This is a genomic window from Clostridium sp. AM29-11AC (assembly GCF_003480545.1).
GTDB classification, from domain to species: Bacteria; Bacillota; Clostridia; order Lachnospirales; family Lachnospiraceae; genus Otoolea; species Otoolea saccharolyticum_A.
This window is the reverse complement of record NZ_QUJI01000006.1, coordinates 65,788-90,635: the sequence shown is the minus strand read 5'-3', so window position 1 is coordinate 90,635 and position 24,848 is coordinate 65,788. Positions and strand designations below refer to the sequence as shown.

Here is a 24,848-nt window from a genome sequence, read left to right as displayed (position 1 = left end):
ACCTGAGCAGCCTCTGACTCCCCATTCGGGGAGCCGGCTTGCCGGGAGGAGAGGCCGGGGCTGTTCAGGTATGCGGCCAATGCCCCATACACTTACACACACCTACACAAATCAAATGATCGGAGGAAGCCTCATATGGCATACAGAGATTCAACGAAAACAGTTCAGATCGGGAACCGCGTCATTGGCGGTGGAAATCCGATTCTGATTCAGTCCATGTGCAATACGAAAACAGAGGACGCGGCGTCCACTATCGCCCAGATTCTGGAGCTGGAGCGTGCAGGCTGCGATATTATCCGCGTGGCGGTTCCCACCATGGAGGCAGCAGAGAGCTTAAAGACTATAAAGCGCTCCATCCATATCCCCCTTGTGGCGGATATTCACTTTGACTATCGCCTGGCCATAGCGGCCATCGAGTGCGGGGCGGACAAGATCCGCATCAACCCGGGAAACATCGGTTCCGAGGAGCGGGTGCAGGCAGTGGTGGACAAGGCGAAGGAGTATGGAATTCCCATCCGCGTCGGCGTCAACAGCGGTTCCCTGGAAAAGCATCTGATAGAGAAGTACGGCGGCGTGACGGCAGAGGGAATTGTGGAGAGCGCCCTGGACAAGGTTTCCATGATTGAGCGCATGGGATATGACAATCTGGTCATCAGCATCAAGTCATCAGACGTTCTGATGTGTGTGAAGGCTCATGAGCTGATCGCGAAAAAAACCATGTACCCCCTCCATGTGGGAATCACCGAGGCCGGAACGGTGCTGTCCGGCAATATCAAGTCAGCCATCGGGCTGGGACTCATCCTGAATCAGGGGATCGGAGATACGATCCGCGTGTCTCTGACGGGAAATCCGGTGGAGGAGATCAAGTCAGCAAAGCTGATCCTGCGCACACTGGGGCTCAGAAAGGGCGGAGTGGAGGTAGTGTCATGTCCTACCTGCGGCCGCACCCAGATCGACCTCATCGGCCTGGCAAACCAGGTGGAAAATATGGTGCAGGAATATCCCCTTGATATTAAGGTAGCTGTCATGGGCTGTGTAGTCAACGGTCCCGGAGAGGCCAGGGAGGCAGACATCGGAATTGCCGGAGGAATCGGAGAGGGACTTCTCATCAAAAAGGGAGAGGTGATCCGCAAGGTTCCGGAGGAGGAGCTGCTTGGCGCCCTGAAGGGAGAGCTGGACGCCATGATGCAGAATGCAAAGAAAACAGGTGATGGGGAATGAAACCTTTTTTAGAAGTATTTCCTGACTTACATATCACGGACAATCTGCGGGAGCTTTTAGACCTGGTGGAGGTGGAGAGAGTCACCACCACCAGGGACAGAAGCTCTATTCGCATTTATATTGTAAGTCCGAGGCTGATTCACAAACAGAATATTTACGGGCTGGAAAAGGGGATCCGGGAGCAGCTGTTCCCCGGCAAGCGGGTAGCCATCAAGATTCAGGAAAAATACCGCCTTTCCGGACAGTACACGCCGGAAAAACTCCTGATGGTCTACAGGGACAGCATCCTTATGGAGCTTAAAAATTACAGCATCCTTCTCTACAGCATGTTCCGAAAGGCGGAATGTACCTTTGAGCGGGAGGACGTGATGCGCCTGACTCTGGAGGATACGATGATAGCCAGGGACAGGACGCCGGAGCTGAAGCGGATTCTGGAGAAAATTTTCGTGGAGCGCTGCGGCCTGCCCATGGAGATTGACGAGGAGTACCGGGAGCCTGCAAAGCGGGCTGTGGACCCGGTGATTGTGCCCTACCAGATGCGCCGGCAAGGCGAGGCGCCCTCAGAGCCTCTTCCCTTTGATCCGGGCTACAGCACCTACCTGGACAGCATGGCTGCGGCCTCAGCGGACGGTCTGGATCTCTTCGGAGCAGACGGCCCGGAGGGCGGGCTGCCTTCCGGTGAAGACGGCAGAGCAAAGCTGCAGCCGGTAGAAGTTGAAGCAGCCGGCGGCTCAGACAGGACAGCCGGAGGAGCTTCCGGAAAGGACGCTTCCGCTTCCAGAGGAGTTTCCGGCAGCGGGAAAAAGGAGAAGAATACAGCCAAAGGCTCTTCGGGGACCTACGGAAAGAAGGAATTCAAAAAGAAGGAGTTTGCCCGCTCCGGCTACAGGAGGGCGGAGGATCCCGACGTACTTTACGGGCGCAGCTTCGACGATGATGAGCTGACAGAGATCAGCCAGATTGAGGGAGAGGTAGGAGAGGTCTGCATCCGCGGAAAGATCCTGACCACGGAGATCCGGGAGCTCAGAAGCGGCAAACGGCTCTTTATCTTTACCATTACAGACTTCACAGATACCATCGGCGTAAAGATCTTTGCAAAGGAAGAGGCTGTGGAGGATCTGAAAAAGGCTACCGCAGCCGGGCAGTTTGTGCGGCTCAAGGGAGTAGCCACCATTGACCGGTTTGACGGGGAGCTGACTCTGGGCTCCATTGTGGGCATCAAGAAGTGCGAGGATTTCACCGGAAAGCGCATGGACAACAGCCCTGTCAAGCGTGTGGAGCTTCACTGCCACACGAAGATGAGCGATATGGACGGAGTCTCAGAGGTGAAGGACATTATAAAGAGGGCCAAAAAGTGGGGGATGGATGCGATTGCCGTGACGGATCACGGCTGTGTCCAGGCCTTCCCGGACGCCAACCATGCAGTGGAAAAGGGGGACGGCTTCAAGGTCCTTTACGGCGTAGAGGGCTATCTGGTAGATGATTTAAAGCAGCTGGCAGAGGATTCCAGGGGACAGTCCTTAGACCACACCTGCGTGGTGTTCGATATCGAGACAACGGGCTTCAGCCCTCTGAAGAACAAGATTATCGAAATCGGCGCGGTAAAGGTGGAAAACGGAAAAATCGTGGACCGGTTTTCCACCTTCGTCAACCCGGAGGTGCCCATCCCCTTTGAGATCGAAAAACTCACCAGCATCAGCGACAACATGGTTCTGGGGGCGCCGAAAATCGAGGAAGTGCTTCCGAAGTTTCTGGAATTCTGCAGCGATGCGGTGATGGTGGCCCACAATGCTTCCTTTGATATGAGCTTTATCAGGCACAATGCCATGCTCCAGGGAAAAAGCTTCGAGCCCACGGTGCTGGATACGGTTTCCATGGCGCGGTTTTTGCTTCCGAACCTGAACCGTTTTAAGCTGGATACGGTGGCCAAGGAGCTGCGGATTTCCCTGGAAAACCACCACAGGGCCGTGGATGACGCCGGGGCGACGGCGGAGATCTTTGTCAAATTTGTGGAAATGCTGAAAAGCCGCGGCATTGAAAACCTGGATGAGCTGAATGAGCAGAGCCGGATGAGCGTGGAGACCATTCGGAAAATGCCCACCAACCACATCATTATTCTGGCCAAGAACGATGTGGGGCGGATCAACCTGTACCGCCTGGTTTCCGACTCGAACCTGGTTTACTATGCAAAGCGGCCGAGGATTCCAAAGAGCCAGATCCTCAAATACAGGGAAGGGCTGATTATCGGCTCAGCCTGCGAGGCCGGCGAGCTCTACCAGGCCCTGCTGCGGGGAGTGCCGGAGGCGGAGATCAATAAGATTGTCAGCTTCTACGACTACCTGGAGATCCAGCCTCTGGGAAATAATGCCTTCATGCTCAGAGACGAGAAGAGCACGGTGAAGACAGAGGAGGATTTAAAGGATCTGAACCGGAAGATCGTGGAGCTGGGAGAGCGGTTCAACAAGCCGGTCTGCGCCACCTGCGACGTGCATTTTCTCGACCCGGAGGATGAGGTCTACCGCCGGATTATCATGGCTGGAAAGGGCTTCAAGGACTGCGATGACCAGGCACCTCTCTATCTTCGCACCACCGAGGAGATGCTGAGGGAATTTGAATACCTGGGAAGCGACAAGGCTGAGGAGGTGGTGATCACCAATACGAGAAAAATCGCCGCTATGTGTGAGCGGATCTCGCCGGTCAGGCCGGACAAATGCCCGCCGGTTATCCCGAACTCCGATGAAATGCTCCGGAACATCTGCTACAACAGGGCCCATGAGATGTACGGGGAGGAGCTCCCGAAGATCGTGGTGGAGCGTCTGGAGAGGGAGCTGAACTCCATTATCTCCAACGGCTTTGCGGTGATGTATATCATCGCCCAGAAGCTGGTGTGGAAGTCCAATGAGGACGGCTATCTGGTGGGCTCGAGAGGTTCTGTGGGATCCTCCTTCGTGGCTACTATGTCGGGTATCACAGAGGTAAATCCTCTGAGTCCTCACTATTACTGTACAAACTGCCATTTCTACGACTTTGACTCTGAGGAGGTGAAGAAGTTTTCCGGAATGGCAGGGTGTGATATGCCGGACAGACTCTGTCCTGTCTGCGGAAAGCCTTTAAAGAAGGACGGGTTTGATATTCCCTTCGAGACCTTCCTGGGATTTAAGGGGGACAAGGAGCCGGATATCGACCTGAACTTTTCAGGAGAATACCAGAGCCGCGCCCACGATTACACGGAGGTAATCTTCGGAAAAGGGCAGACCTTCCGGGCGGGAACCATCGGAACCCTGGCGGACAAAACGGCCTTCGGCTATGTGAAAAAGTATTACGAGGAGAGGGGACAGCGAAAGAGAGCCTGCGAGATCAACCGCATTGTCACCGGCTGCGTGGGAGTCAGGAGAACGACGGGACAGCACCCGGGAGGAATCATCGTGCTTCCCCACGGGGAGGTGATCTACTCCTTCACCCCTGTACAGCACCCGGCAGATGACATGACCTCAAAGACGATCACCACCCACTTTGACTACCATTCCATTGACCACAACCTGCTGAAGCTGGATATTCTCGGACACGATGATCCCACCATGATCCGTATGCTTCAGGATCTGACAGGCCTGGATCCCGTCAGGGATATTCCCCTTGACTGTAAGGAGGTCATGAGCCTCTTCCAGAGCACGGAAGCTCTGGGAATCACGCCGGACGACATCGGCGGCTGCCCTCTGGGGGCCCTCGGTGTGCCGGAGTTTGGAACGGACTTTGCCATGCAGATGCTCCTTGACACAAAGCCCAAATACTTTTCCGACCTGGTGCGGATTGCAGGTCTGGCCCACGGAACCGATGTGTGGTTAGGCAATGCCCAGACTCTGATCCAGGAGGGAAAGGCAACCATTCAGACTGCCATCTGTACCAGAGATGACATCATGGTCTACCTGATCAGCAGGGGCCTGGAGGAGGGACTGTCCTTCACCATCATGGAGAGTGTGCGAAAGGGCAAGGGCCTGAAGCCTGAGTGGGAGGAGGAGATGACAGCCCACGGCGTGCCGGACTGGTATATCTGGTCCTGCAAAAAGATCAAATACATGTTCCCGAAGGCCCATGCGGCAGCCTACGTTATGATGGCATGGCGCATCGCCTACTGCAAGGTGTTTTATCCTCTTGCCTACTATGCGGCCTTCTTCAGCATCCGCGCCAGCGGCTTTTCCTATGAGCTGATGTGTCAGGGAAGGGAGAAGCTGGAGTACCATCTGGCTGACTACAAAAAGCGGCTGGATACCCTGTCGAAAAAGGAGCAGGATACCCTGAGGGATATGAGGATTGTCCAGGAGATGTATGCCAGGGGCTTTGAGTTTATGCCCATCGATATTTACAGGGCCAGCGCCAGAAACTTCCAGATTATCGACGGAAAGCTAATGCCGTCCCTGAGCAGCATTGACGGGCTGGGGGAGAAGGCGGCGGACGGAATTGTGTTCGCGGCGGAGGACGGCCCGTTCCTGTCCAAGGAGGACTTTATCAACCGCTCGAAGGTGACGAAGACAGTGGCCGATCTGATGGCCGATCTGGGGCTTCTTAAGGGGCTTCCGGAGAGCAATCAGCTCTCTCTGTTTGATCTGGCTTTATAGAGATTACAGGCAGCAGGCGAAACTATAATTGAGAAGATAAAGGGGAGGATTTACCGTGAAATACGATTTTGAAACAGTGTTGGACCGCTACGACAATGGCTCCGTCAAGTGGAACCTGATGAAAAAGAAAAAGCCTCAGGTGGAAAGGGGGATTGTCCCCTTTTCCATAGCAGATATGGAGTTCAAAAATCCGCCGGAGATTGTGGAGGCGTTAAAGGACTGTCTCGACCAGGGAGTGCTTGGCTACCAGACGGCGGAGCCCTCCTGGTACGAGGCGGTTACGGGATGGACCAGGAGAAGGTACGGCTGGGAGACAAGGCCGGAGTGGTTCTACACGACGCCGGGGATCGTCAACGCCCTCTATCACGGGGTAGCTGCCTTTACGGAGGAGGAAGACGGGGTCATCGTCATGCCTCCGGTCTACTATCCGTTCTATAAGGCAGTGGAGGAAAACGGGCGCAGGATGGTCAGATGTCCGCTGATTGAGGGGGAAAACCTCCACTACTCCATTGACTGCGAAAAGCTGGAGGAGCTGGCGTCAAAGCCGGAAAACCGCCTCCTGATCCTGTGCAATCCCCACAATCCGGTGGGACGGGTGTGGACAAGGGAGGAGCTTATGGAGGTGAGCCGCATCTGCCTGAAGCACCAGGTGTTCGTCATCTCCGATGAGATCCACTGCGATCTGATCATGCCCGGAAATACCTTTACCTCCTTCGCCTCCCTCTCGGAGGAGACAGAAAAAAATACCATGACCTGCATGGCCCCCAGCAAGACCTTTAACCTGGCAGGACTTCAGGCCTCCTGCGTGATCATCCCGGATCAGGAGAGGAGAAGAAGGCTGAAGGCACAGATGGCAAAGGTTTCCTTTGAGGGCAGGGTCAATGCCCTGGGCTACAAGGCCATGGAGGCAGCCTACACGAAGTGCGATGCCTGGCTCGACGAGGCTATCCAGGTGATCTGGGAGAACCACCGGACCTTAAAGCAGTTTATGGAGGAGCGCCTGCCTGAAATCCGCACAGCCAAGCTTCAGGGAACCTATCTTCAGTGGATGGACCTTCGGGCCCTCGGATGGACGCCGGAAAGACAGGAGGAGATTATGACAGAGGCGGACCTGTTTTTTGACGAGGGGATCCTGTTCGGACCTGAGGGAAAGGGCTTTGAGCGCATGAATCTGGCCTGCCCCAAATCTGTACTGCTTGACGCCCTGTCCCGCCTGGAAAAAGCAGTCCGCCAAAATGCCTGACGGACTGCCTACGGAAGGCTGGTCTGCTCTGTATGTTTCTGCCTCTCTGCCTCCCGCGGTTGAATTTTTTTCGATAGTTCAGTAAAATGTATCTAAATAAGGAGGGAATACCAATGAAAAATGCAGACATAAGCTCTCCAAATACGGCAGATACGCTTCTGATTATAGATGATGTGGAGATGAACCGGGCCATTCTGGCGGAAATTTTCAGAGACTCCTACCGGATTGAGGAGGCGGAGAACGGAAGAGAGGCTCTTGCGATATTAGCGGATCACGCAGAGCGCATCTGTGCTGTCCTTCTGGATGTGATTATGCCGGAGCTGGACGGCATCGGGCTTTTAAGGATTATGAAGGAGATGAATCTTTTAGAGCACATGCCTGTCTTTCTGGTGACGGCAGAAACCGGCGACGAGGTGACGCGGGAGGCCTACGCTCTGGGAGTCATGGATGTGATCGGAAAGCCTGTAGTGCCCCACATCGTCACACGGCGTGTCAATTCCATCATCGAGCTGTTTCAGGCCAGAAAGCGCCTTGGAAATGTGGTGGAACGCCAGCGTGAGGAACTTTTTGAGCAGACAAAGAAGATGTACCGGATGAGCGTGGGAATGGTGGAATCCCTCTCGACGGCTATCGAGTTCAGAAGTGATGAGTCCGGGGAGCATGTGCGCAGAATCCATGACATTACGGACTTTCTTCTGCGGAATACCAGGTTCGGGGACGGGCTTTCAGAGAATGAGATAGAGCTGATTGCCCTGGCGGCCATTATGCACGATGTGGGAAAGATTGCCATTCCCGATGCCATATTAAAAAAGCCTGGCCGCTTTACGCCAGAGGAGTTTGAGATAATGAAGACTCATACCATTCAGGGAGGCCGTCTGCTTGCCAAGATTCCGCAGATGAAGGAGCACGAATCCTATTCCTACGCCTACGATATTGCACTTCATCATCACGAGCGGTGGGACGGACGAGGATATCCGGACGGTCTGAAGGGGGATGAGATCTCCGTATGGTCTCAGGTGGTCTCCCTGGCAGATGTCTATGACGCGCTGATCAGCAAACGGTGCTATAGGGATGCCTGCAGCTGTGATGAGGCGGTCAGGATGATTGTAAACGAAGAGTGCGGGGTGTTCAATCCGGAGCTGATAGACAGCTTCCTTCAGGTGGAGGGAGAGCTGCGCAGGATGTATCAGGAGAAAATAAACCAGAATGTCTGAAGGGAGGTGTACCGATGGAAAAAGACAGGTATGACAGACTGACGGCAGCCGGAATCCAGGTGGAAGAGGCGCTGGGCCGTTTTATGAATAACGAGATGCTTTTCAACCGCTTTCTGGAAAAATTTGCAGACGATGCCAATTACAGCCTGCTGAAGACTGCCATGGCAGAGGGAGACGCCAAAGGCGCTTTCGAGGCCGCTCACACTTTAAAGGGGGTGGCTGGGAATCTCTCCCTTGAGCGCCTGTACCGTGCAGTGGAGAAGCAGACAGAGTTCCTCAGAGATGGCAGGATGGACCAGGCTTCGGCGGTGATGCCCGAGGTGGATGCTGCCTACGCTGAAGTGACAGCTGCGCTGAAAAAATAGCATGAAAAGCGGGAAGGCAGGATCAGGACATACCCCGTGGACGAAAGGGAAGTTTGTTCGCGCGGGAGGAAGCCTGATCCTGCCGTTTTTATGCAAAATCTCTTGACCTTGCAGTTGGTATATCCTTTATAATTTCTGTAAGAAAAGAGAAGCATGCACGGCAGAAGAGAGAAAAGAACCAGGAGGCAAGCGAACCAGGAGAGGAGTGAGGATATGGGCGGCAGAAACGAGATGGGGATAAAAGAGATGGAAAAACAGACGGGTATCAGCAGTCAGAATATCCGGTACTATGAAAAGCAGGGCCTTCTTTCGCCAAAGCGAAATCCGGAAAACGGCTACCGGATATATGGGGAGGAGGAGGCAGAACAGCTAAAAAGGATCAAACTGTTTCGGAAGCTGGATATGCCTATTGAAGATATCAGAAGAATGCTCATCAGGGAACAGAGCCTGCAGGAGGCCCTGACAGCCCAGAAAAAGAGGCAGGAGAAGGAGAAGAAGCATCTGGAGGCTGTGCTGAAATTTTATGGTAGGATCCGGGAGACTGAGCTGGATGAGCTTCAGGCGGAGAAATATCTGAACGAGATGGAGGAACTGGAGAGGGGAGGATCTGTTTTCGTGGATTTTGCAGAGGATTTCATTGCCGTGGCCAGGGCACAGGCCAAGCGGGAATTTTCCTTCAGGCCTGACACGATGTGCATGAACAGCCGGGAGTTTACGGATGCCCTGTGCCAGTATGCCAGAGAAAATGACGAGGATCTGGTCATTACGAAAGAAGGGATGTACCCGGAGTTTACACTAAACGGGATCGAGTACACCGCCTATCGCCGTTTCAGCCGGTGGGGAGCGGTCATATGCTGTACCATGAAGCATCCAGAGGAGGCTGGCGACGGGGCAGTGCCGGCAAAAAGGAGAGGGCTTATGCGGCTTGCGGTGAAGTGGATGGTTCCGCTGCTCATACTGGCGGCGGTTATTCTGCCCAGAATGAAAAAGATAGAGGATCTGCTGTTTCTGCTTCCGTTTGGAGCTGTTTTTCTGGTGCTGCTGTGGTTTTCCTATGGGAATTTCAGGGAGAGGAAGGGATGAGGGAGAGATACTCCTTCCTCTCCAGATAAGACTCTGATGCAGAGTAAAAAGCAGGACAAAATCCACAGAAGGATGGGATAATGACAGATTTTAAGGACAATTTATCCGATAATCATTAAAAAAATATAAACAAAAAATAAAATATCTATTGACTAATCGTCTGATTTTTGGTAAAATTTAGGAAAGTTAATAAGCTATGGATTGTTACTGGTAAGCAGGCAAAACCAATTTTGATGAGGAAGGGAGCGGTGCAGTGTTCCGCAGGGAACTTCATTTTCAAGGTTGGTTTTTTATTTTGCCTGAAGAGGAAGCATGATTTATGAAAATCGACAAAATCATTAACAATAATATTGTCAGCGCTCTGGATGCAGACGGGAAGGAAGTCATAGTTATGGGAAGGGGCCTGGGCTTTGGAATGAAAGCCGGAAGGGAGATTCCCCAGGCAAAGATAGAAAAGATATTCCGCCTGGACAGCCAGAACAGCATGGATCGGTTTAAGGAGCTTCTCTCCAACCTGCCTTTAGAGCATATCCAGGTTTCCAGTGAGATTATAAGCTATGCAAAGACTGTGCTGAACAGAAGCCTGAATCAGAATATTTACATTACCCTGACGGATCACATCAATTTTGCTGTTGAGAGATTTCGGCAGAAGATCCGGTTTTCCAATCCGCTTCTTAACGAGATCAGAGCCTTTTACAAGGAAGAGTATCTGATAGGAGAGTATGCAGTTGCTCTTATTGAGCGCCGGGTGGGAGTCAGGCTTCCTGTAGATGAGGCTGGGTTTATCGCTCTCCATGTGGTAACAGCAGAGTATAACACAGCCATGAGAGAGACGATTGACATTACGAACCTGATACAGAAGGTGGTGAAAATCGTAACAGAGTATTTTGGGATGAGCCTGGATGAAACCTCTCTGAACTACCAGCGGTTTGTCACTCACCTGAGATTTCTGGCTCAGAGGATTGTGGCAGGAGAGCTGTTAGACAGCGGAAGTCCTGAATTTAACCGCCTCATTTCAGAGATGTACCCGGAAGAATATGAATGCAGCTTAAAGCTCAGAGAATATATAAAGGATACATACAGCCATGATGTGACGGAGGAAGAGACCGCATATCTGGCTGTCCATATCAGAAGAATCAGAACCTAGAGTCAGCTGAAGAAAGAGAGGTAGTTTGATGTTTTCACTGAAAAAGATGTTTGGAGGCAAAGACGATAAGAAAGTGATTTTAGCGCCGGTGGAGGGAAAGGCAGTTTCCCTGAAAGAGGTAAATGATCCCACCTTCAGCCAGGAAATTCTCGGAAAGGGAGTTGCTGTCATCCCCTCCAAGGGACGGGTGGTTGCTCCGGCGGACGGAGTGGTAAGCGTATTTTTTGAGACAAAACATGCGGTCAGCATCACCGCAGACAACGGTGCCGAGATTATTGTTCATGTGGGTCTTGACACAGTAAATTTAAAGGGAGAGCACTATACGGCCCACAAGAAACAGGGAGATAAGGTGAAGGCAGGAGAGCTGCTTTTAGAGTTTGACATGGAGGCCATCAAGGCGGCAGGATACGATGTGATCACTCCCGTGATTATCTGCAACACGCCGGATTATCCGAACATGGTATGCCATACGGGAATGGATGTGAAGGAGCTGGATCCGATCATCGAGCTGTAGGCAGAGGCTGCCGGAAGCGGACAGGAGAGCAGATGAGATGAAAACACTGACTGTCAGGATAAGAGTTCCCGAGGGACTTCACGTAAAACCGGCCTCGAAGATATTCATGGAAGCGAGAAAGTACGGCTGCCGGATTACAGCCTTTGGGTCTGAGCGGCAGGCAGACTGCAAAAACATCATGGAACTTCTGAGTCTGGAAGCCGCTTTCGGGGAAGAACTCCGGTTTGAATTTGACGGAGCAGGTGAAGAAAAAGCAAGAGAAGCCTTTAAGCTTCTCCTGAGAGAAACATGATTTGTTCCTGCCAAGGGGGCAGGTTCAGATAAAAACATCGCCGGAAGGCGAAATAAAGGAAAGGGGTTCATTATTTATGGTAATGAAGTTTTTACAGAAACTGGGAAAATCCCTGATGCTCCCGGTTGCATGTCTTCCTGTCTGTGGTATTCTGATGGGAATCGGCTACTTCCTCTGCCCGAATTCTATGCAGGGTGGAGAAATTACAGGCGCGCTGCCAATTATCGGTTTCTTCCTGGTGAAGGCCGGAGGCGCCCTGATCGACAACATGTCCTGGCTGTTCGCAGTAGGCGTTGCAGTGGGCATGTCTGATGACAACGACGGTACGGCAGGTCTGTCAGGTCTGGTATCCTGGCTGATGATGACCAAGCTCTTAAATCCGGCAGTTGTCGCAACCTTAACAGGCGTTGCAGCCGATGCGGTAGACTTATCCTACAGCAAGATCGAGACACAGTTTATCGGTATTCTGGCAGGTATTATCGGTGCAATGTGCTACAACCGCTTTAAGTCCACAAAGCTTCCGGACTGGCTGTCCTTCTTCTCCGGAAAGCGCAGCGTTGCCATTGTAACAGCGCTTGTTTCCATTATCGTGGCAGCAGTTCTGTTCTTTGTATGGCCGGTTGTATTCGGTGCCCTGGTAGCTCTCGGTGAGGGAATCATGAGCCTGGACGCAGTAGGTGCAGGTATCTACGCATTCTTCAACCGTCTGCTGATCCCATTCGGTCTGCACCACGCCCTGAACAATGTATTCTGGTTTGATACCATCGGTATCGGTGACCTGACTCACTTCTGGGCAGGCGAGACATCTGCAGATGTGACATGGAGCCTTGGTATGTACATGGCAGGATTCTTCCCATGTATGATGTTTGGTATCCCTGGTGCAGCTCTGGCCATGGTTCACTGCGCAAAGAAGGAAAAGAAGAAACTGGCTATCGGTCTTGTAGGTTCTGCAGCTATCGCAGCCTTTGTCTGCGGTGTTACTGAGCCGTTCGAGTTCGCATTCATGTTCTTAGCTCCAGGCCTTTACCTGGTATATGCCCTGTTATATGGTATTTTTGCAGGCATCACAGTTGCTCTGGGATTCCGTGCAGGATTCTCCTTCTCTGCAGGTCTTACAGACCTTATTTTCTCCGCACAGCTTCCGGCTGCAGCGAAGACACTGCTGATTATTCCGCTGGGAATTGCGGCATTTATCGTATTCTATCTGGTATTCCGCGTTGTCATTACGAAGTTTGATTTAAAGACTCCGGGACGCGAGGATGACGATACAGAGAGCGAGAAGAGCGTAAGCCTTGCCAATAACAACTACACAGAGGTAGCTTCTATCATCCTTGAGGGACTTGGAGGGGCTTCCAACGTGACTTCCGTTGACAACTGCATCACACGTCTTCGTCTCGAAGTAAAGGATCAGGCTCTTGTCAATGAGAAGAAGATCAAATCTGCAGGTGTTGCAGGTGTAATCCGTCCTGGAAAGAACAGTGTTCAGGTTATTGTCGGAACACAGGTTCAGTTCGTTGCAGATGAGTTTAAGAAGATCTGCAAATAGGAAATATGCAGCTGAAAATTCGTAAACAGTGGAGATAGTGTCTATCGGGAAAGAAGACGTACGACGGTACATAGTGAAATCCTGAGGCTGTATAAAGGCCAGTGACACCGTCTCTTAAAGCGCCGTACTCTGCCGGAATAATCCGGGAGAGTACGGCGCTTTTATCATCAGGGAGGGAAAGAAAAGCGATATAATTTTACATCCCAATGGTTTCAGATTGCATTTTCCCTCATCTCCATCTATAATGATAAAAGCACCCGCAGGATGGATAGGGAGAAAATGGAGGAAATTACAGATGATATTAGCTATTGACGTGGGAAATACAAATATTGTTGTCGGATGCATTGACAGGGAAAAATGCCATTTTATTGAGCGGCTTTCCACTGTGAGGACGAAGACGGAGCTGGAATATGCCATTGATATAAAGAGCGTTCTGGACATCTATCATGTCCACCCGGCTGAGATAGAGGGGGGAATTATCTCCTCCGTAGTTCCGCAGATTACGGTGAATATTAAGCGGGCTGCCGAGAAAATTCTGAAAAAAGAGACTCTCGTGATCGGGTCCGGCATCAAGACAGGACTGAATATCCGGATTGACGATCCGGCCCAGCTGGGAGCAGATTTGGTGGCAGATTCTGTTGCCGGAATAGCAGAGTATCCCCTTCCTCTTGCAATTTTTGATATGGGCACAGCAAATACGGTCTGCGTGATCGATGGGCAGAAACGGTATCTGGGAGGGATGATCTATCCGGGACTCGGCGTTTCTCTTGACTCATTGACCTCTCATGCGTCACAGCTTGGAGGAATCAGCCTGGAAGCGCCGCCTGAGCGGGTGATCGGAAGAAATACCATCGACTGTATGAAGAGCGGGGTGATCTACAGCGCAGCGGCGGCCATGGATGGGATTATAGACCGGATAGAGGAGGAACTGGGAGAGAAGGTGACGGTTGTAGCTACCGGCGGCCTGGCAAGGAGAATTGTTCCCCACTGCAGGCGGGAGATTATCCTGGATGATGATCTGCTCCTGAAGGGCCTTCAGATTCTCTATGAAAAGAATAAACGCTAGTCTCATAAACTTAGGCGATGAACATTTGATGACCAGAAGGAGAGAAGGAATGCCTGATATTATAGAAATAAAGGACTTGGAGGCCCCTGAGCTGGATGTATATGCGAGAATTCCTGAGGGACAGCTGCTTCACCTTTATGAACCGGAACCGGGAATCTTTATTGCAGAAAGCCCAAAGGTAATCGAGCGGGCGCTGGATGCCGGATATGAGCCGATTTCCCTTCTGATGGAAACAAAGCATGTGGAAGGACAGGGGAGGGAGGTGATTGCCCGCTGCGGTCATATCCCTGTTTATACGGCACAGTTTGATGTGCTGACCAGACTTACGGGCTTTCAGCTCACACGCGGTGTCCTGTGCGCCATGCGGAGAAAACGGATGCCGGAGGCCTGCAGCATCTGCGCCGGAGCCAGGCGGATTGTGGTTCTGGAAAATGTGATGAATCCCACGAATGTGGGGGCGATTTTCCGCTCTGCAGCTGCCCTTGGCATGGATGCAGTGCTTCTGACGCCCGGGTGCAGCGATCCGCTGTACCGGAGAGCTGTCAGGGTGAGCATGGGAACAGTGTTTCAGATCCCGTGGACCTTTTTTGACGGAAAGAAGGTAAAATGGCCGGAGAACGGGCAGGAGCTTCTGAGAGAGATGGGCTTTAAGACAGCGGCCATGGCTCTGAGCGACGATTCAGTCAGCATTGACGAGCCGGCACTCAGAAGAGAGGAAAAGCTGGCTGTTATCATGGGCACAGAGGGAGAAGGCCTGTGCGCCCAGACCATCAGGGAAAGCGATTATGTGGTGCGTATTCCCATGTCTCACGGCGTGGATTCCCTGAACGTGGCGGCTGCCAGCGCGGTAGCCTTCTGGCAGCTGGGAAGATGACGGAAAAGGAAAGGCTTATCAGGGATGAACAGCTGTAATTGGATGCATTTACTGAAAGAAAATGTTGATTTATCAGACAATCTCTAGTATAGTAATTACAGGTTTATCAGGTGAAAGAAGGGATTTAAGATGATTCGAATAGCAGTAGATGCTATGGGAGGAGACAATGCGCCGGCGGAGCTTGTGGCAGGTGCTGTGGAGGCAGTCAGAGAAAAGAGCGAGATAAAAGTGCTTCTCATCGGCCAGGAAGAGGCTGTGAACAGGGAGCTTTCAAAGTATACATATAATAAGGAACAGATAGAGGTTATCGGAGCTTCTGAGGTGATTGCCACAGAGGAGCCTCCGGTAAACGCCATCAGGACAAAAAAGGATTCCTCTCTGGTAGTGGGAATGAATATGGTGCGCCGCAAAGAGGCAGATGCCCTTGTATCTGCGGGAAGCACGGGAGCCATCCTGGTAGGCGGACAGGTCCTGGTGGGCCGGATCAAGGGAGTGGAGCGGCCTCCGTTAGCTGTCCTGATCCCCACGGAGAGGGGAGTATCCCTGCTTTTAGACGGCGGGGCGAATGTGGATGCAAGGCCTTCCCACCTGGTTCAGTTTGCAAAGATGGGTTCTATCTATATGGAGCATGTGATGGGAGTCAAGAGTCCCAGCGTTGCCATTGTAAACATTGGAGCGGAGGAGGAGAAGGGAAATGCTCTTGTGAAGGAAACCTTTCCTCTCTTAAAGGAATGCGGGGACATCCGCTTTACAGGCAGCATTGAGGCCAGAGAGATTCCTCACGGCGGAGCAGATGTGATTGTGGCTGAGGCCTTTGTGGGGAATGTAATCCTGAAGCTTTACGAGGGAGTGGGTGCCACCCTTCTTTCCAAGGTAAAGGAAGGAATGATGACGAGCCTTCGCTCAAAGATTGGGGCTCTGCTTGTAAAGCCTGCCTTAAAAGCGACCTTAAAGGATTTCGACGCCAGCCGCTTCGGCGGAGCGCCGCTTCTGGGACTTAAGGGTCTGGTTGTAAAAACCCATGGAAGCTCCAAGCGGACAGAGGTGAAAAATTCCATTATCCAGTGCCTTACCTTCACAGAGCAGAGGATAAATGAAAAAATCTTTGAAAGTCTGAAGGAGACAAAAGAAAATGCTTGATCTGCCGCAGGACAGTGTGTAAAATATACGCGAAGAAAAAGGGAAGGCAGGAAGGAAAACGATGGAATTTGAAAAATTGCAGAGCATTATCGCCGAAGTGCTGAATGCAGAGCCTGAGGAGATTAAAGCCTCCGCTTCGTTTGTGGATGACCTGGGAGCGGATTCCCTGGACATTTTTCAGATTGTGATGGGGATTGAGGAGGAGTTTGACATCGAGATCCCCGCAGATGCGGCAGAGAGAATTGCCACAGTGGGAGATGCGGCGCAGCAGATTCGGAATGCGTTAAATTAATACCATCTTAAAAGGAGCAGCTCTGGCGACGGGGCTGCTCCCATCATATAGAACCTGTTGACGGACAGGAACAGGAGGAAGTTATGCCAAGAGAACACTTTAGGGAGCTGGAGGATAAAATCCATTACTGCTTTAAGGATAAATCACTGATTGAGCTGGCCATGAGCCACAGTTCCTACGCCAATGAGAAGCATTTGGGAAAGCTGGGCTGCAACGAACGGCTGGAATTTCTGGGGGACGCTGTTCTGGAGATCGTGTCCAGCGATTTTCTTTTTCACCGATTCCCGGATATGCCGGAGGGAGACCTGACCAAGACCAGGGCCAGCATGGTCTGCGAGCCGACCCTGGCCTACTGTGCCGAGCAGATCGGTCTGGGGGGCTATCTGCTTTTGGGGAAAGGCGAGGATGCTACGGGAGGAAGGACGAGAAATTCTGTGGTTTCAGACGCCATGGAGGCCCTGATCGGCGCCATCTACCTGGACGGCGGCTTTTCCTGTGCGAAGGAGTTTATATTAAATTATGTCTTAAATGATATGGAGCATAAAAAGCTCTTCTATGACAGCAAGACCATTCTCCAGGAAATGGTGCAGGCGAGGGGAACAGAGCTTCTGTCCTATGAGCTTCTGAAAGAGGAGGGGCCGGATCACAATAAGACGTTTGAGGTGGCTGCCCTGATCGGAGAACGGGAAGTCAGCCGAGGGGCCGGCCGCACAAAAAAGGCTGCAGAGCAGATGGCTGCCTACCAGGCTATTTTAAAGCTGAAGCGAGAGGCTGGGGAAGGAATCTAAGGTAGCGTATGTATTTAAAGAGCATTGAAATTCAGGGATTCAAGTCGTTTGCCAATAAAATCCTTTTTGAATTCCACAACGGGATCACCGGCATCGTGGGCCCAAACGGAAGCGGGAAGAGCAATGTGGCGGACGCAGTGCGGTGGGTGCTTGGAGAGCAGAGGGCAAAACAGCTTCGCGGCGGAACCATGCAGGATGTCATCTTCTCGGGAACCGAGATACGAAGGCCCCAGGGATTTGCCTATGTGGCGATCACCCTTGATAACTCTGATCACAGGCTGCCCATATCCTATGACCAGGTGACGGTGTCCAGACGTCTGTACCGTTCCGGCGAGAGCGAATACCGGATTAACGGCAGTGCCTGCCGCCTGAAGGATATCCAGGAACTCTTCTATGATACGGGTATCGGCAAGGAAGGATATTCCATTATCGGGCAGGGACAGATCGACCGGATTTTGAGCGGCAGGCCGGAAGAGCGCAGGGAGCTGTTCGACGAGGCTGCAGGAATCGTCAAATTTAAGAGGAGAAAGCTTATCGCCCAGAGAAAGCTCATGGATGAGGAGCAGAATCTGGTCAGAGTAAGTGATATTCTCTCAGAGCTGGAGAAACGGGTGGGGCCTCTGAAGGCCCAGTCAGAGGCGGCAAAGGAGTACCTGCGGCTCAGAGAGGAGCTGAAAGGCGAGGATGCCAACCTGTTTTTACTGGAGCATAAGGCTTTGAATCTGCAGCTGAAGGAGCTGGAGGATAAGAAGCAGATAGTAAACGGAGATCTGGAGGATGCGAAGGAGAGTGCTGAAAAGCTCAAGCTGGATTATGAACGCCTGGAAAAAGAGGCAGAGGCTGTGGAGGAACAGCTTGCTGCAGGCAGAGAACAGCTTTCCAGAGCCGGTGTGATGAGGGAGAGCCTGGAGGGCCAGATTGCGGTCCTGGAGGAGCAGATCAACTCAGAGCGGATGAACGAGGAACACATTAAGAGCAGGTCTGCTGCGATCCTGGTAGAGCTTTCAGAAAAGGCTTCCCAGAGGGCTGAGTATGAAAAGCAGAAGGAAGAAGCCGGAAGGCAGGTTCAGGAAGCCGAAGCTGCCCTGAAAAGCGCTCAGAGCGAGCTGGAGGAATGGGAAAAACGCCTTCTTTCCATTTCCGGAGAGTCAGAGGCGGCAAAGGCTGTGATCATAAACGCCCTCAATGAGAAGGCCGGTCTTGCCGCCAGGAGCCAGCGCTATGAAACCATGCTGGAGCAGGTGGATGTGCGCCGCTCAGAGGTGATGCAGAAGCTCCTGCGATTTAAGAGCGACGAATCTGTTCAGGAGGAAGAGCTGAAAAAGGAGGAGGCCGTTCTCGCCGGAGTGGAGGAGGAGCTTGCCGCTCTCATCAGCCAGGAGGAGGCCAACGCCTGCCGTCTGACTGAGGCGGAGGATGAGGGTGCAGAGCTTGCAAGAAGGCTGAGCGCAGAGCAGCAGAAATACCACACCAGCCACACGAAGCTGGAATCCCTGCGAAATTTAGCAGAGCGGTATGAGGGTTATGGCACGAGCATCCGCCGCGTAATGGAACAGAAAAACAGAGTAAAGGGAATTCACGGCGTGGTAGCGGACCTGATTGCCACATCGAAACGATATGAGACAGCTATTGAGACGGCCCTCGGGGGAAGTATCCAGAACATTGTCACTGACCGGGAGGAGACAGCCAAGGAGCTGATTGAATATCTGAAGAAAAACAGGTTCGGGCGGGCCACCTTTCTCCCTCTGACAGGAATCAGCGACAGAGGGGGCTTTACCCAGGAGAAGGCCCTGAGAGAACCCGGGGTTTTGGGGCTTGCCAGCGACCTGGTGGAAGTGAAGGACGAATACCAGGCACTTTCCAGGTACCTGTTAGGCCGTGTCGTTGTGGTAGATGGAATCGACAACGCCATTGCCCTGGCGAGAAAATTCAGGCATACGCTGCGGATTGTAACTCTGGAGGGGGAGCTTTTCAGCGCCGGAGGCTCTATGACAGGAGGTTCCTTTAAAAACAGCAGCAATCTTCTGGGACGCCAGAGGGAAATTGCAGAACTGGAAACAGCCTGCCGCTCTGCCCTGGAGGCGGTGGAGGAGCTCCATAAGTCCATAGCGGCCAACGAGGCTCTGCAGATCCAGTTTAAGGAGGAGGCAGAGCGCCTGAGGGGAGAAAAGCAGGAGGCCTTTCTCAGAAAAAATACCTCTGAGCTCAATCTTGAGCGGCTGGAGGGAAAAAGGCAGGAGATAGCGGAATCCTCCTCTGATCTGGTCATGGAGAGCCGCGAGCTGGAATTTCAGCTCCGGGAGATCAGAGAGAATACGGAAAAACTGTCAGAGGAGATGAGAAAGCTGGAGACCCTGCACGATGAGAAAACAGAGCTGGCAAATCGCCTGTCAGAAGAGCTTTCGAGAGCCCAGGAGAGCCGTGAGGCTGCGGCTGGCCGTCTTTCGGAGGCCCAGCTTTCGGAGGCGAATGTCCGGCAGCAGGACAGCTTTATCTCAGAAAATATCAGACGGCTGAAGAACGAGGAGGAGAGGCTCTGCGCCGAGCAGAGAGAGCTTGACAGCGGCAGCGGCAAGAGTGCTGAGGCGGTGGAGGAGAAAAAACGCCAGATTGACAGCATCAGAAAGCAGATCGGGGAGCAGGAGAAGGACACCGCGGCCATCCGGGAGAGCCTGTCGGAGCAGACAGCCAGAAAGGAGGAGCTGCTGGCAGGTCAGAAAGCCTTTTTTAAGAGCAGGGAGGAGCTGTCCGGCCGAATCAGCAGCCTGGACAGGGAGATGTTCCGCCTGGAAGGGCAGAGGGAGAGAGCTGCCGAGCGGATAGAGTCCAGAATCTCCTATATGTGGGACGAGTATGAACTGACTTACTCGGGAGCCTGCAGCCTGGCAAAGGAGGAGCCGGAGACTATCCCTGAAATCCACAGAAGCATTGACCGGCTGAAGGGAGAGATAAAAGCCCTCGGCTCTGTCAATGTCAATGCCATCGAGGATTACAGGGAGGTGTCAGAGCGGTATGAGTTCCTGAACACTCAGCATCAGGATCTGGTGACAGCCAGAGAAACGCTCCTCAAGATTATCGAGGAACTGGATACGGGAATGCGTCTCCAGTTTGAGGAAAAGTTTGCACAGATCCGTCTGGAATTTGACAAGGTGTTTAAGGAACTGTTCGGCGGAGGCCACGGAACCCTGGTTCTCCAGGAGGATGAGGACATTCTGGAGGCGGGAATCCAGATCATTTCCCAGCCGCCGGGCAAGAAACTGCAGAACATGATGCAGCTTTCCGGCGGAGAGAAGGCGCTCACTGCCATCGCTCTTCTCTTTGCCATTCAGAATCTGAAGCCGTCGCCCTTCTGCCTGCTGGACGAGATTGAGGCGGCGCTTGATGATTCCAATGTGGACCGCTTTGCAAAGTATCTGCATAAGCTGACAAAATACACCCAGTTTATCGTGATCACCCACCGAAGGGGAACCATGGTTTCAGCTGACCGGCTGTATGGAATCACCATGCAGGAGAAGGGAGTTTCCACCCTTGTCTCCGTCAGCCTAGTGGAGAGCGAGCTGGAGGCCCAGGCCAAGGCGGGAAAGACGAGATTCTGATCCAGTATGGGGCAGGGGACAGATTGGAAACAATATTGAAATCAGACGGATTCAGCATTGAAAGGAATACCGGAATAACAGGAGGACACAGACAGTATGAGTGAGGGAAGAAAAGGCTTTTTCGGCCGCCTTGTGGAGGGACTGACCAAGACGAGAAATTCTATTGTGGCGGGAATCGATACGATTTTCAGCGGATTTTCCGCCATCGACGATGACTTTTACGAGGAGATCGAGGAAACGCTGATTATGGGAGATCTGGGAATCCAGACAACCATGGCGATTATGGAGGATCTGAGAGCAAAGGTAAAGGAGCGCCATATCAAGGAGCCGTCAGACTGCAAGGAGCTTTTGATTGAAAGCATCCGTTCCCAGATGGATCTGGGGGAAAACGCCTATGAGTTTGAGAACAGAAAGTCGGTTGTGCTGGTCATCGGCGTCAACGGAGTGGGAAAGACTACCTCTGTGGGGAAACTGGCCGGCCAGCTGAAAGGCCAGGGAAAGAAGGTGATTCTGGCTGCCGCAGATACCTTCCGCGCAGCGGCTATTGAGCAGCTCACAGAGTGGGCAAACCGGGCGGGAGTAGATTTGATTGCCCAGCAGGAGGGCTCCGACCCGGCGGCTGTCATCTACGACGCTATCGCCGCCGCCAAGTCAAGGCACGCGGACGTGCTGATCTGTGACACGGCCGGCCGCCTTCACAACAAGAAAAATCTCATGGAGGAGCTGAAGAAGATTAACCGCATCATTGACAAGGAGTTTCCGGAGGCTTACCGGGAAACGCTGGTAGTCTTAGACGGAACCACGGGTCAGAACGCTCTGTCACAGGCAAAGCAGTTTATGGAGGTGGCTGACATTACGGGAATTATCCTGACGAAGTTAGACGGAACAGCGAAGGGCGGAATTGCCGTGGCGATCCAGTCAGAGCTTGGGATTCCGGTAAAATATGTGGGAATCGGAGAAAAGATCGACGATCTCCAGAAATTCAATGCCAATGATTTCGTAAACGCTCTGTTCAATAAGACAAGTCAGTAGAGACTGGGCAATAGGTTTTCAAAACAGAATATACAGTCACGCTGATTTACATAATATTTTTATGTAAACAGATAAACTGCATAGAAACAGCAGATACGCAGAAACAGCAGACACGCAGAAACAGCGGCGCAGGACAAGAGAAGCCCTGTCTGAAGATGCCGCCCTTACATCAGAGAGGAGACTGGAAACGATGTGCGAGAAGGAAAAAAACGAGAAGAAGCTGACACTGGAGAAATTTGAGGAAGCGACTGAGGCAGTCAGCAGGGTCATAACCGAGACAAAGCTGGTCTACAGCGAGCATTTCTCCAACATGACGGGAAATAAAGTGTACTTTAAGCCGGAAAATATGCAGTACACAGGCGCCTACAAGGTCAGAGGAGCCTACTACAAGATCAGCACCCTGAGCGAGGAGGAGAAGAAAAAAGGCCTGATCACGGCGTCAGCCGGAAACCACGCCCAGGGCGTGGCCTATGCGGCGAAGCTGGCAGGGATCAAGGCCACCATTGTGATGCCCACCTCCACCCCTTTGATGAAGGTAAACCGCACCAGAAGCTATGGAGCAGAGGTGGTTCTGGAAGGCGACGTGTTTGATGAGGCCCTGGCCCACGCCTACAAGCTGGCGGATGAGCACGGCTATACTTTCGTCCATCCGTTCAATGATCTGGACGTAGCCACAGGACAGGGAACGATCGCCATGGAGATTATCAAAGAGCTTCCCACCGTTGACTATATTCTGGTTCCCATCGGCGGAGGCGGGCTGTGCACAGGCGTTTCCACCCTGGCCAAGCTCCTGAATCCGAAAATCAAGATCATCGGCGTGGAGCCTGCAGGAGCCAACTGTATGCAGGAATCCCTGAAGGCGGGAAAGGTGGTTTCTCTTCCAAGTGTCAACACAATCGCAGACGGAACGGCTGTCCAGACTCCGGGAGATCTTCTGTTCCCCTATATTCAGGAAAACGTGGATAAAATTATCACCATCGAGGATTCAGAGCTGATTGTGGCTTTCCTGGATATGGTGGAGAACCACAAAATGGTCGTGGAGAATTCCGGCCTTCTGACCGTGGCGGCTCTCCGGCATCTGGATGTCAGGAAGAAAAAGATTGTCTCGATTCTGAGCGGAGGCAATATGGACGTGATCACCATGGCCTCCATTGTCCAGCACGGCCTGATTCAGAGGGATCGGGTATTTACGGTTTCCGTGCTGCTGCCGGATAAGCCCGGCGAGCTGGCCAAGGTGGCTTCTCTTCTGGCTGAGCAGCAGGGCAATGTAATCAAACTGGAGCACAATCAGTTTGTCAGCATCAACCGGAATGCGGCTGTGGAGCTTCGCATTACGCTGGAGGCCTTTGGCACGGAGCACAAAAACAGTATCGTAGCTGCATTAAATGACGCAGGCTACAGACCGAAATTAGTAAAGTCCAAAAGCATCTATGAAATGTAGCAGCAGCAAGCTGCATGAGAGCCCGGCTCACGGCGGGAACTATGAGCCGGGCAGACAAGGGACAGGCAAAGGCAGGGAACCTCTATGTATCAGCTGAATAAAAACACACCTATGGGAAAAAATCTCCACTATTTTGTCAAGTGGAGCGCAATTTCCGTCCTCATCGGTCTGTCCACCGGGCTGATCGGGACGGCATTCGGCCACTGTGTTCTGTGGGCCGGGAACTATTTCAGAACAAACAGGTGGAGTATATACTTCCTTCCTGTGACGGGGCTTCTGATTGTCTGGATATACCATATTCTTAAGGAGGACAAAAACAGGGGAACCAACATGGTGATCGAGTCCATCTACACGAACTCGGATATCAGCCTGGGCATGGCCCCTGCAGTTTTTCTGGGAACGGTGCTGACTCACTTTTCCGGCGGATCGGCGGGAAGAGAGGGAGCTGCCCTTCAGATGGGAGGGAGCATAGGAAACCAGATCGGAAAGCTAATGAAGCTGGATGAGAAGGATAAAAAAATTGCTGTTATGTGCGGGATGAGCGGGGCCTTCGCCGCCCTGTTCGGAACTCCCATGGCAGCAGCTGTGTTTTCCATGGAGGTTATCAGCATCGGAGTCATGTACTATGCGGCTCTGGTCCCCTGCGTATTTTCCGCCTTCATCGGCGCGGCTGTGTCCAGCCATCTGGGGCTTAAGGCGGAGGCCTTTCCCATCGGAGAGATCCCTGAGTTCGGTCTTAAGATGGCGCTCCTGATCATCATCCTGGGGCTTCTCTGCGCCCTGGTGTCGGAGCTGTTCTGCATCGTGCTCCACCGCACAGCCAGGATCTATGAAAAGTATTTTCCGACGCCGAACAAGCGGGTGATTGCAGGGGGCTTTCTTGTCATTGTCCTGACGATTCTGGTCGGGAATATTGACTATAACGGGAGCGGAATCCATCTGATTGAGCAGTGCTTCGAGGGGGAGGTGCGCTATGAGGCCTTCCTCTGGAAAATTCTGTTTACGGCGGTGACCCTGGAGGCAGGATTCAAGGGAGGCGAGATTGTGCCCACCTTCTGTATCGGAGCCACCTTCGGCTGCACATTTGCCATGCTGACCGGCCAGCCCCACGGACTGATGGCCGCCTGCGGCATGCTGGCCCTGTTTGTGGGCGTTACCAACTGCCCGATTTCCACGCTGCTTATCGGCTTTGAAATGTTTGGCTATGAGGCGATGCCCTACTTTGTCCTGTCCATCGCGGTGAGCTTCACGCTTTCCGGATATTACGGCCTCTATTCCAGCCAGAAGTTTGCCTACTCGAAAATCAGGACCGAGTATATCAACAGAAAGACCGAGACGTAAGAAGAAAAACCGGCAGAAGAGGACATAGTGAAAGAGGGAG

Annotated in this window: 19 protein-coding genes; all 19 read left to right on the top strand. The window is 52.5% G+C overall.

What is annotated here, in order from left to right; all coding sequences use genetic code 11:
• Positions 1-60 precede the first annotated feature (60 nt).
• The 19 genes from ispG to DW757_RS06600 all read left to right on the top strand — a co-directional run bounded on the left by ispG (position 61) and on the right by DW757_RS06600 (position 24,808).
• Complete coding sequence (gene ispG, locus DW757_RS06690; protein WP_279221218.1) at positions 61-1,221, top strand: flavodoxin-dependent (E)-4-hydroxy-3-methylbut-2-enyl-diphosphate synthase; 1,161 nt, start codon at positions 61-63, stop codon at positions 1,219-1,221.
• Positions 1,218-5,834, top strand: coding sequence for a PolC-type DNA polymerase III (locus DW757_RS06685; protein ID WP_118751326.1), 4,617 nt, complete (start codon positions 1,218-1,220; stop codon positions 5,832-5,834). The genes ispG and DW757_RS06685 overlap by 4 nt, the downstream gene beginning before the upstream one ends.
• Positions 5,835-5,889: 55 nt before the next feature.
• Entirely contained in the window at positions 5,890-7,077 is a 1,188-nt protein-coding gene (locus tag DW757_RS06680) for a MalY/PatB family protein (protein WP_118751325.1), read from the top strand.
• A 113-nt stretch (positions 7,078-7,190) separates the two neighbouring features.
• A complete protein-coding gene (locus tag DW757_RS06675; protein WP_118751324.1) occupies positions 7,191-8,291 on the top strand; it encodes an HD domain-containing phosphohydrolase in 1,101 nt (366 codons plus the stop codon).
• Between the two features lie 14 nt (positions 8,292-8,305).
• On the top strand, positions 8,306-8,656 hold the full coding sequence (locus DW757_RS06670) for an Hpt domain-containing protein (protein WP_008398390.1): 351 nt from the start codon (positions 8,306-8,308) through the stop codon (positions 8,654-8,656).
• Between the two features lie 213 nt (positions 8,657-8,869).
• Positions 8,870-9,739 (top strand): MerR family transcriptional regulator, encoded by an 870-nt coding sequence (locus DW757_RS06665; protein ID WP_243033462.1) that lies wholly within the window; start codon positions 8,870-8,872, stop codon positions 9,737-9,739.
• Between the two features lie 319 nt (positions 9,740-10,058).
• Complete coding sequence (locus DW757_RS06660; RefSeq protein WP_118751322.1) at positions 10,059-10,886, top strand: PRD domain-containing protein; 828 nt, start codon at positions 10,059-10,061, stop codon at positions 10,884-10,886.
• 28 nt (positions 10,887-10,914) lie between these two features.
• Complete coding sequence (locus DW757_RS06655) at positions 10,915-11,400, top strand: PTS glucose transporter subunit IIA (RefSeq protein ID WP_008398383.1); 486 nt, start codon at positions 10,915-10,917, stop codon at positions 11,398-11,400.
• 37 nt (positions 11,401-11,437) lie between these two features.
• Complete coding sequence (locus tag DW757_RS06650; protein WP_118751321.1) at positions 11,438-11,692, top strand: HPr family phosphocarrier protein; 255 nt, start codon at positions 11,438-11,440, stop codon at positions 11,690-11,692.
• 82 nt (positions 11,693-11,774) lie between these two features.
• Positions 11,775-13,238 (top strand): N-acetylglucosamine-specific PTS transporter subunit IIBC, encoded by a 1,464-nt coding sequence (gene nagE / locus DW757_RS06645; protein ID WP_118751361.1) that lies wholly within the window; start codon positions 11,775-11,777, stop codon positions 13,236-13,238.
• A 295-nt stretch (positions 13,239-13,533) separates the two neighbouring features.
• Positions 13,534-14,304 (top strand): type III pantothenate kinase, encoded by a 771-nt coding sequence (locus DW757_RS06640; protein WP_015574125.1) that lies wholly within the window; start codon positions 13,534-13,536, stop codon positions 14,302-14,304.
• Positions 14,305-14,353: 49 nt separating this feature from the next.
• A complete protein-coding gene (locus tag DW757_RS06635) occupies positions 14,354-15,178 on the top strand; it encodes an RNA methyltransferase (RefSeq protein ID WP_015574126.1) in 825 nt (274 codons plus the stop codon).
• Positions 15,179-15,307: 129 nt separating this feature from the next.
• On the top strand, positions 15,308-16,318 hold the full coding sequence (gene plsX, locus DW757_RS06630; protein ID WP_118751320.1) for a phosphate acyltransferase PlsX: 1,011 nt from the start codon (positions 15,308-15,310) through the stop codon (positions 16,316-16,318).
• Positions 16,319-16,379: 61 nt separating this feature from the next.
• Entirely contained in the window at positions 16,380-16,610 is a 231-nt protein-coding gene (acpP, locus tag DW757_RS06625; protein WP_008398373.1) for an acyl carrier protein, read from the top strand.
• A gap of 83 nt (positions 16,611-16,693) precedes the next feature.
• Entirely contained in the window at positions 16,694-17,398 is a 705-nt protein-coding gene (gene rnc, locus DW757_RS06620) for a ribonuclease III (RefSeq protein WP_008398372.1), read from the top strand.
• 8 nt (positions 17,399-17,406) lie between these two features.
• Complete coding sequence (smc, locus tag DW757_RS06615; protein WP_118751319.1) at positions 17,407-20,994, top strand: chromosome segregation protein SMC; 3,588 nt, start codon at positions 17,407-17,409, stop codon at positions 20,992-20,994.
• Positions 20,995-21,090: 96 nt separating this feature from the next.
• A complete protein-coding gene (gene ftsY / locus DW757_RS06610; RefSeq protein ID WP_015574128.1) occupies positions 21,091-22,026 on the top strand; it encodes a signal recognition particle-docking protein FtsY in 936 nt (311 codons plus the stop codon).
• A 190-nt stretch (positions 22,027-22,216) separates the two neighbouring features.
• Positions 22,217-23,467, top strand: a complete 1,251-nt coding sequence (ilvA, locus tag DW757_RS06605) for a threonine ammonia-lyase (protein ID WP_118751318.1) — start codon at positions 22,217-22,219, stop codon at positions 23,465-23,467.
• A gap of 84 nt (positions 23,468-23,551) precedes the next feature.
• Positions 23,552-24,808 carry a chloride channel protein gene (locus DW757_RS06600; RefSeq protein ID WP_015574129.1) on the top strand — a complete coding sequence of 419 codons (1,257 nt, stop codon included), beginning with the start codon at positions 23,552-23,554 and terminating at the stop codon, positions 24,806-24,808.
• Positions 24,809-24,848 lie beyond the last annotated feature (40 nt).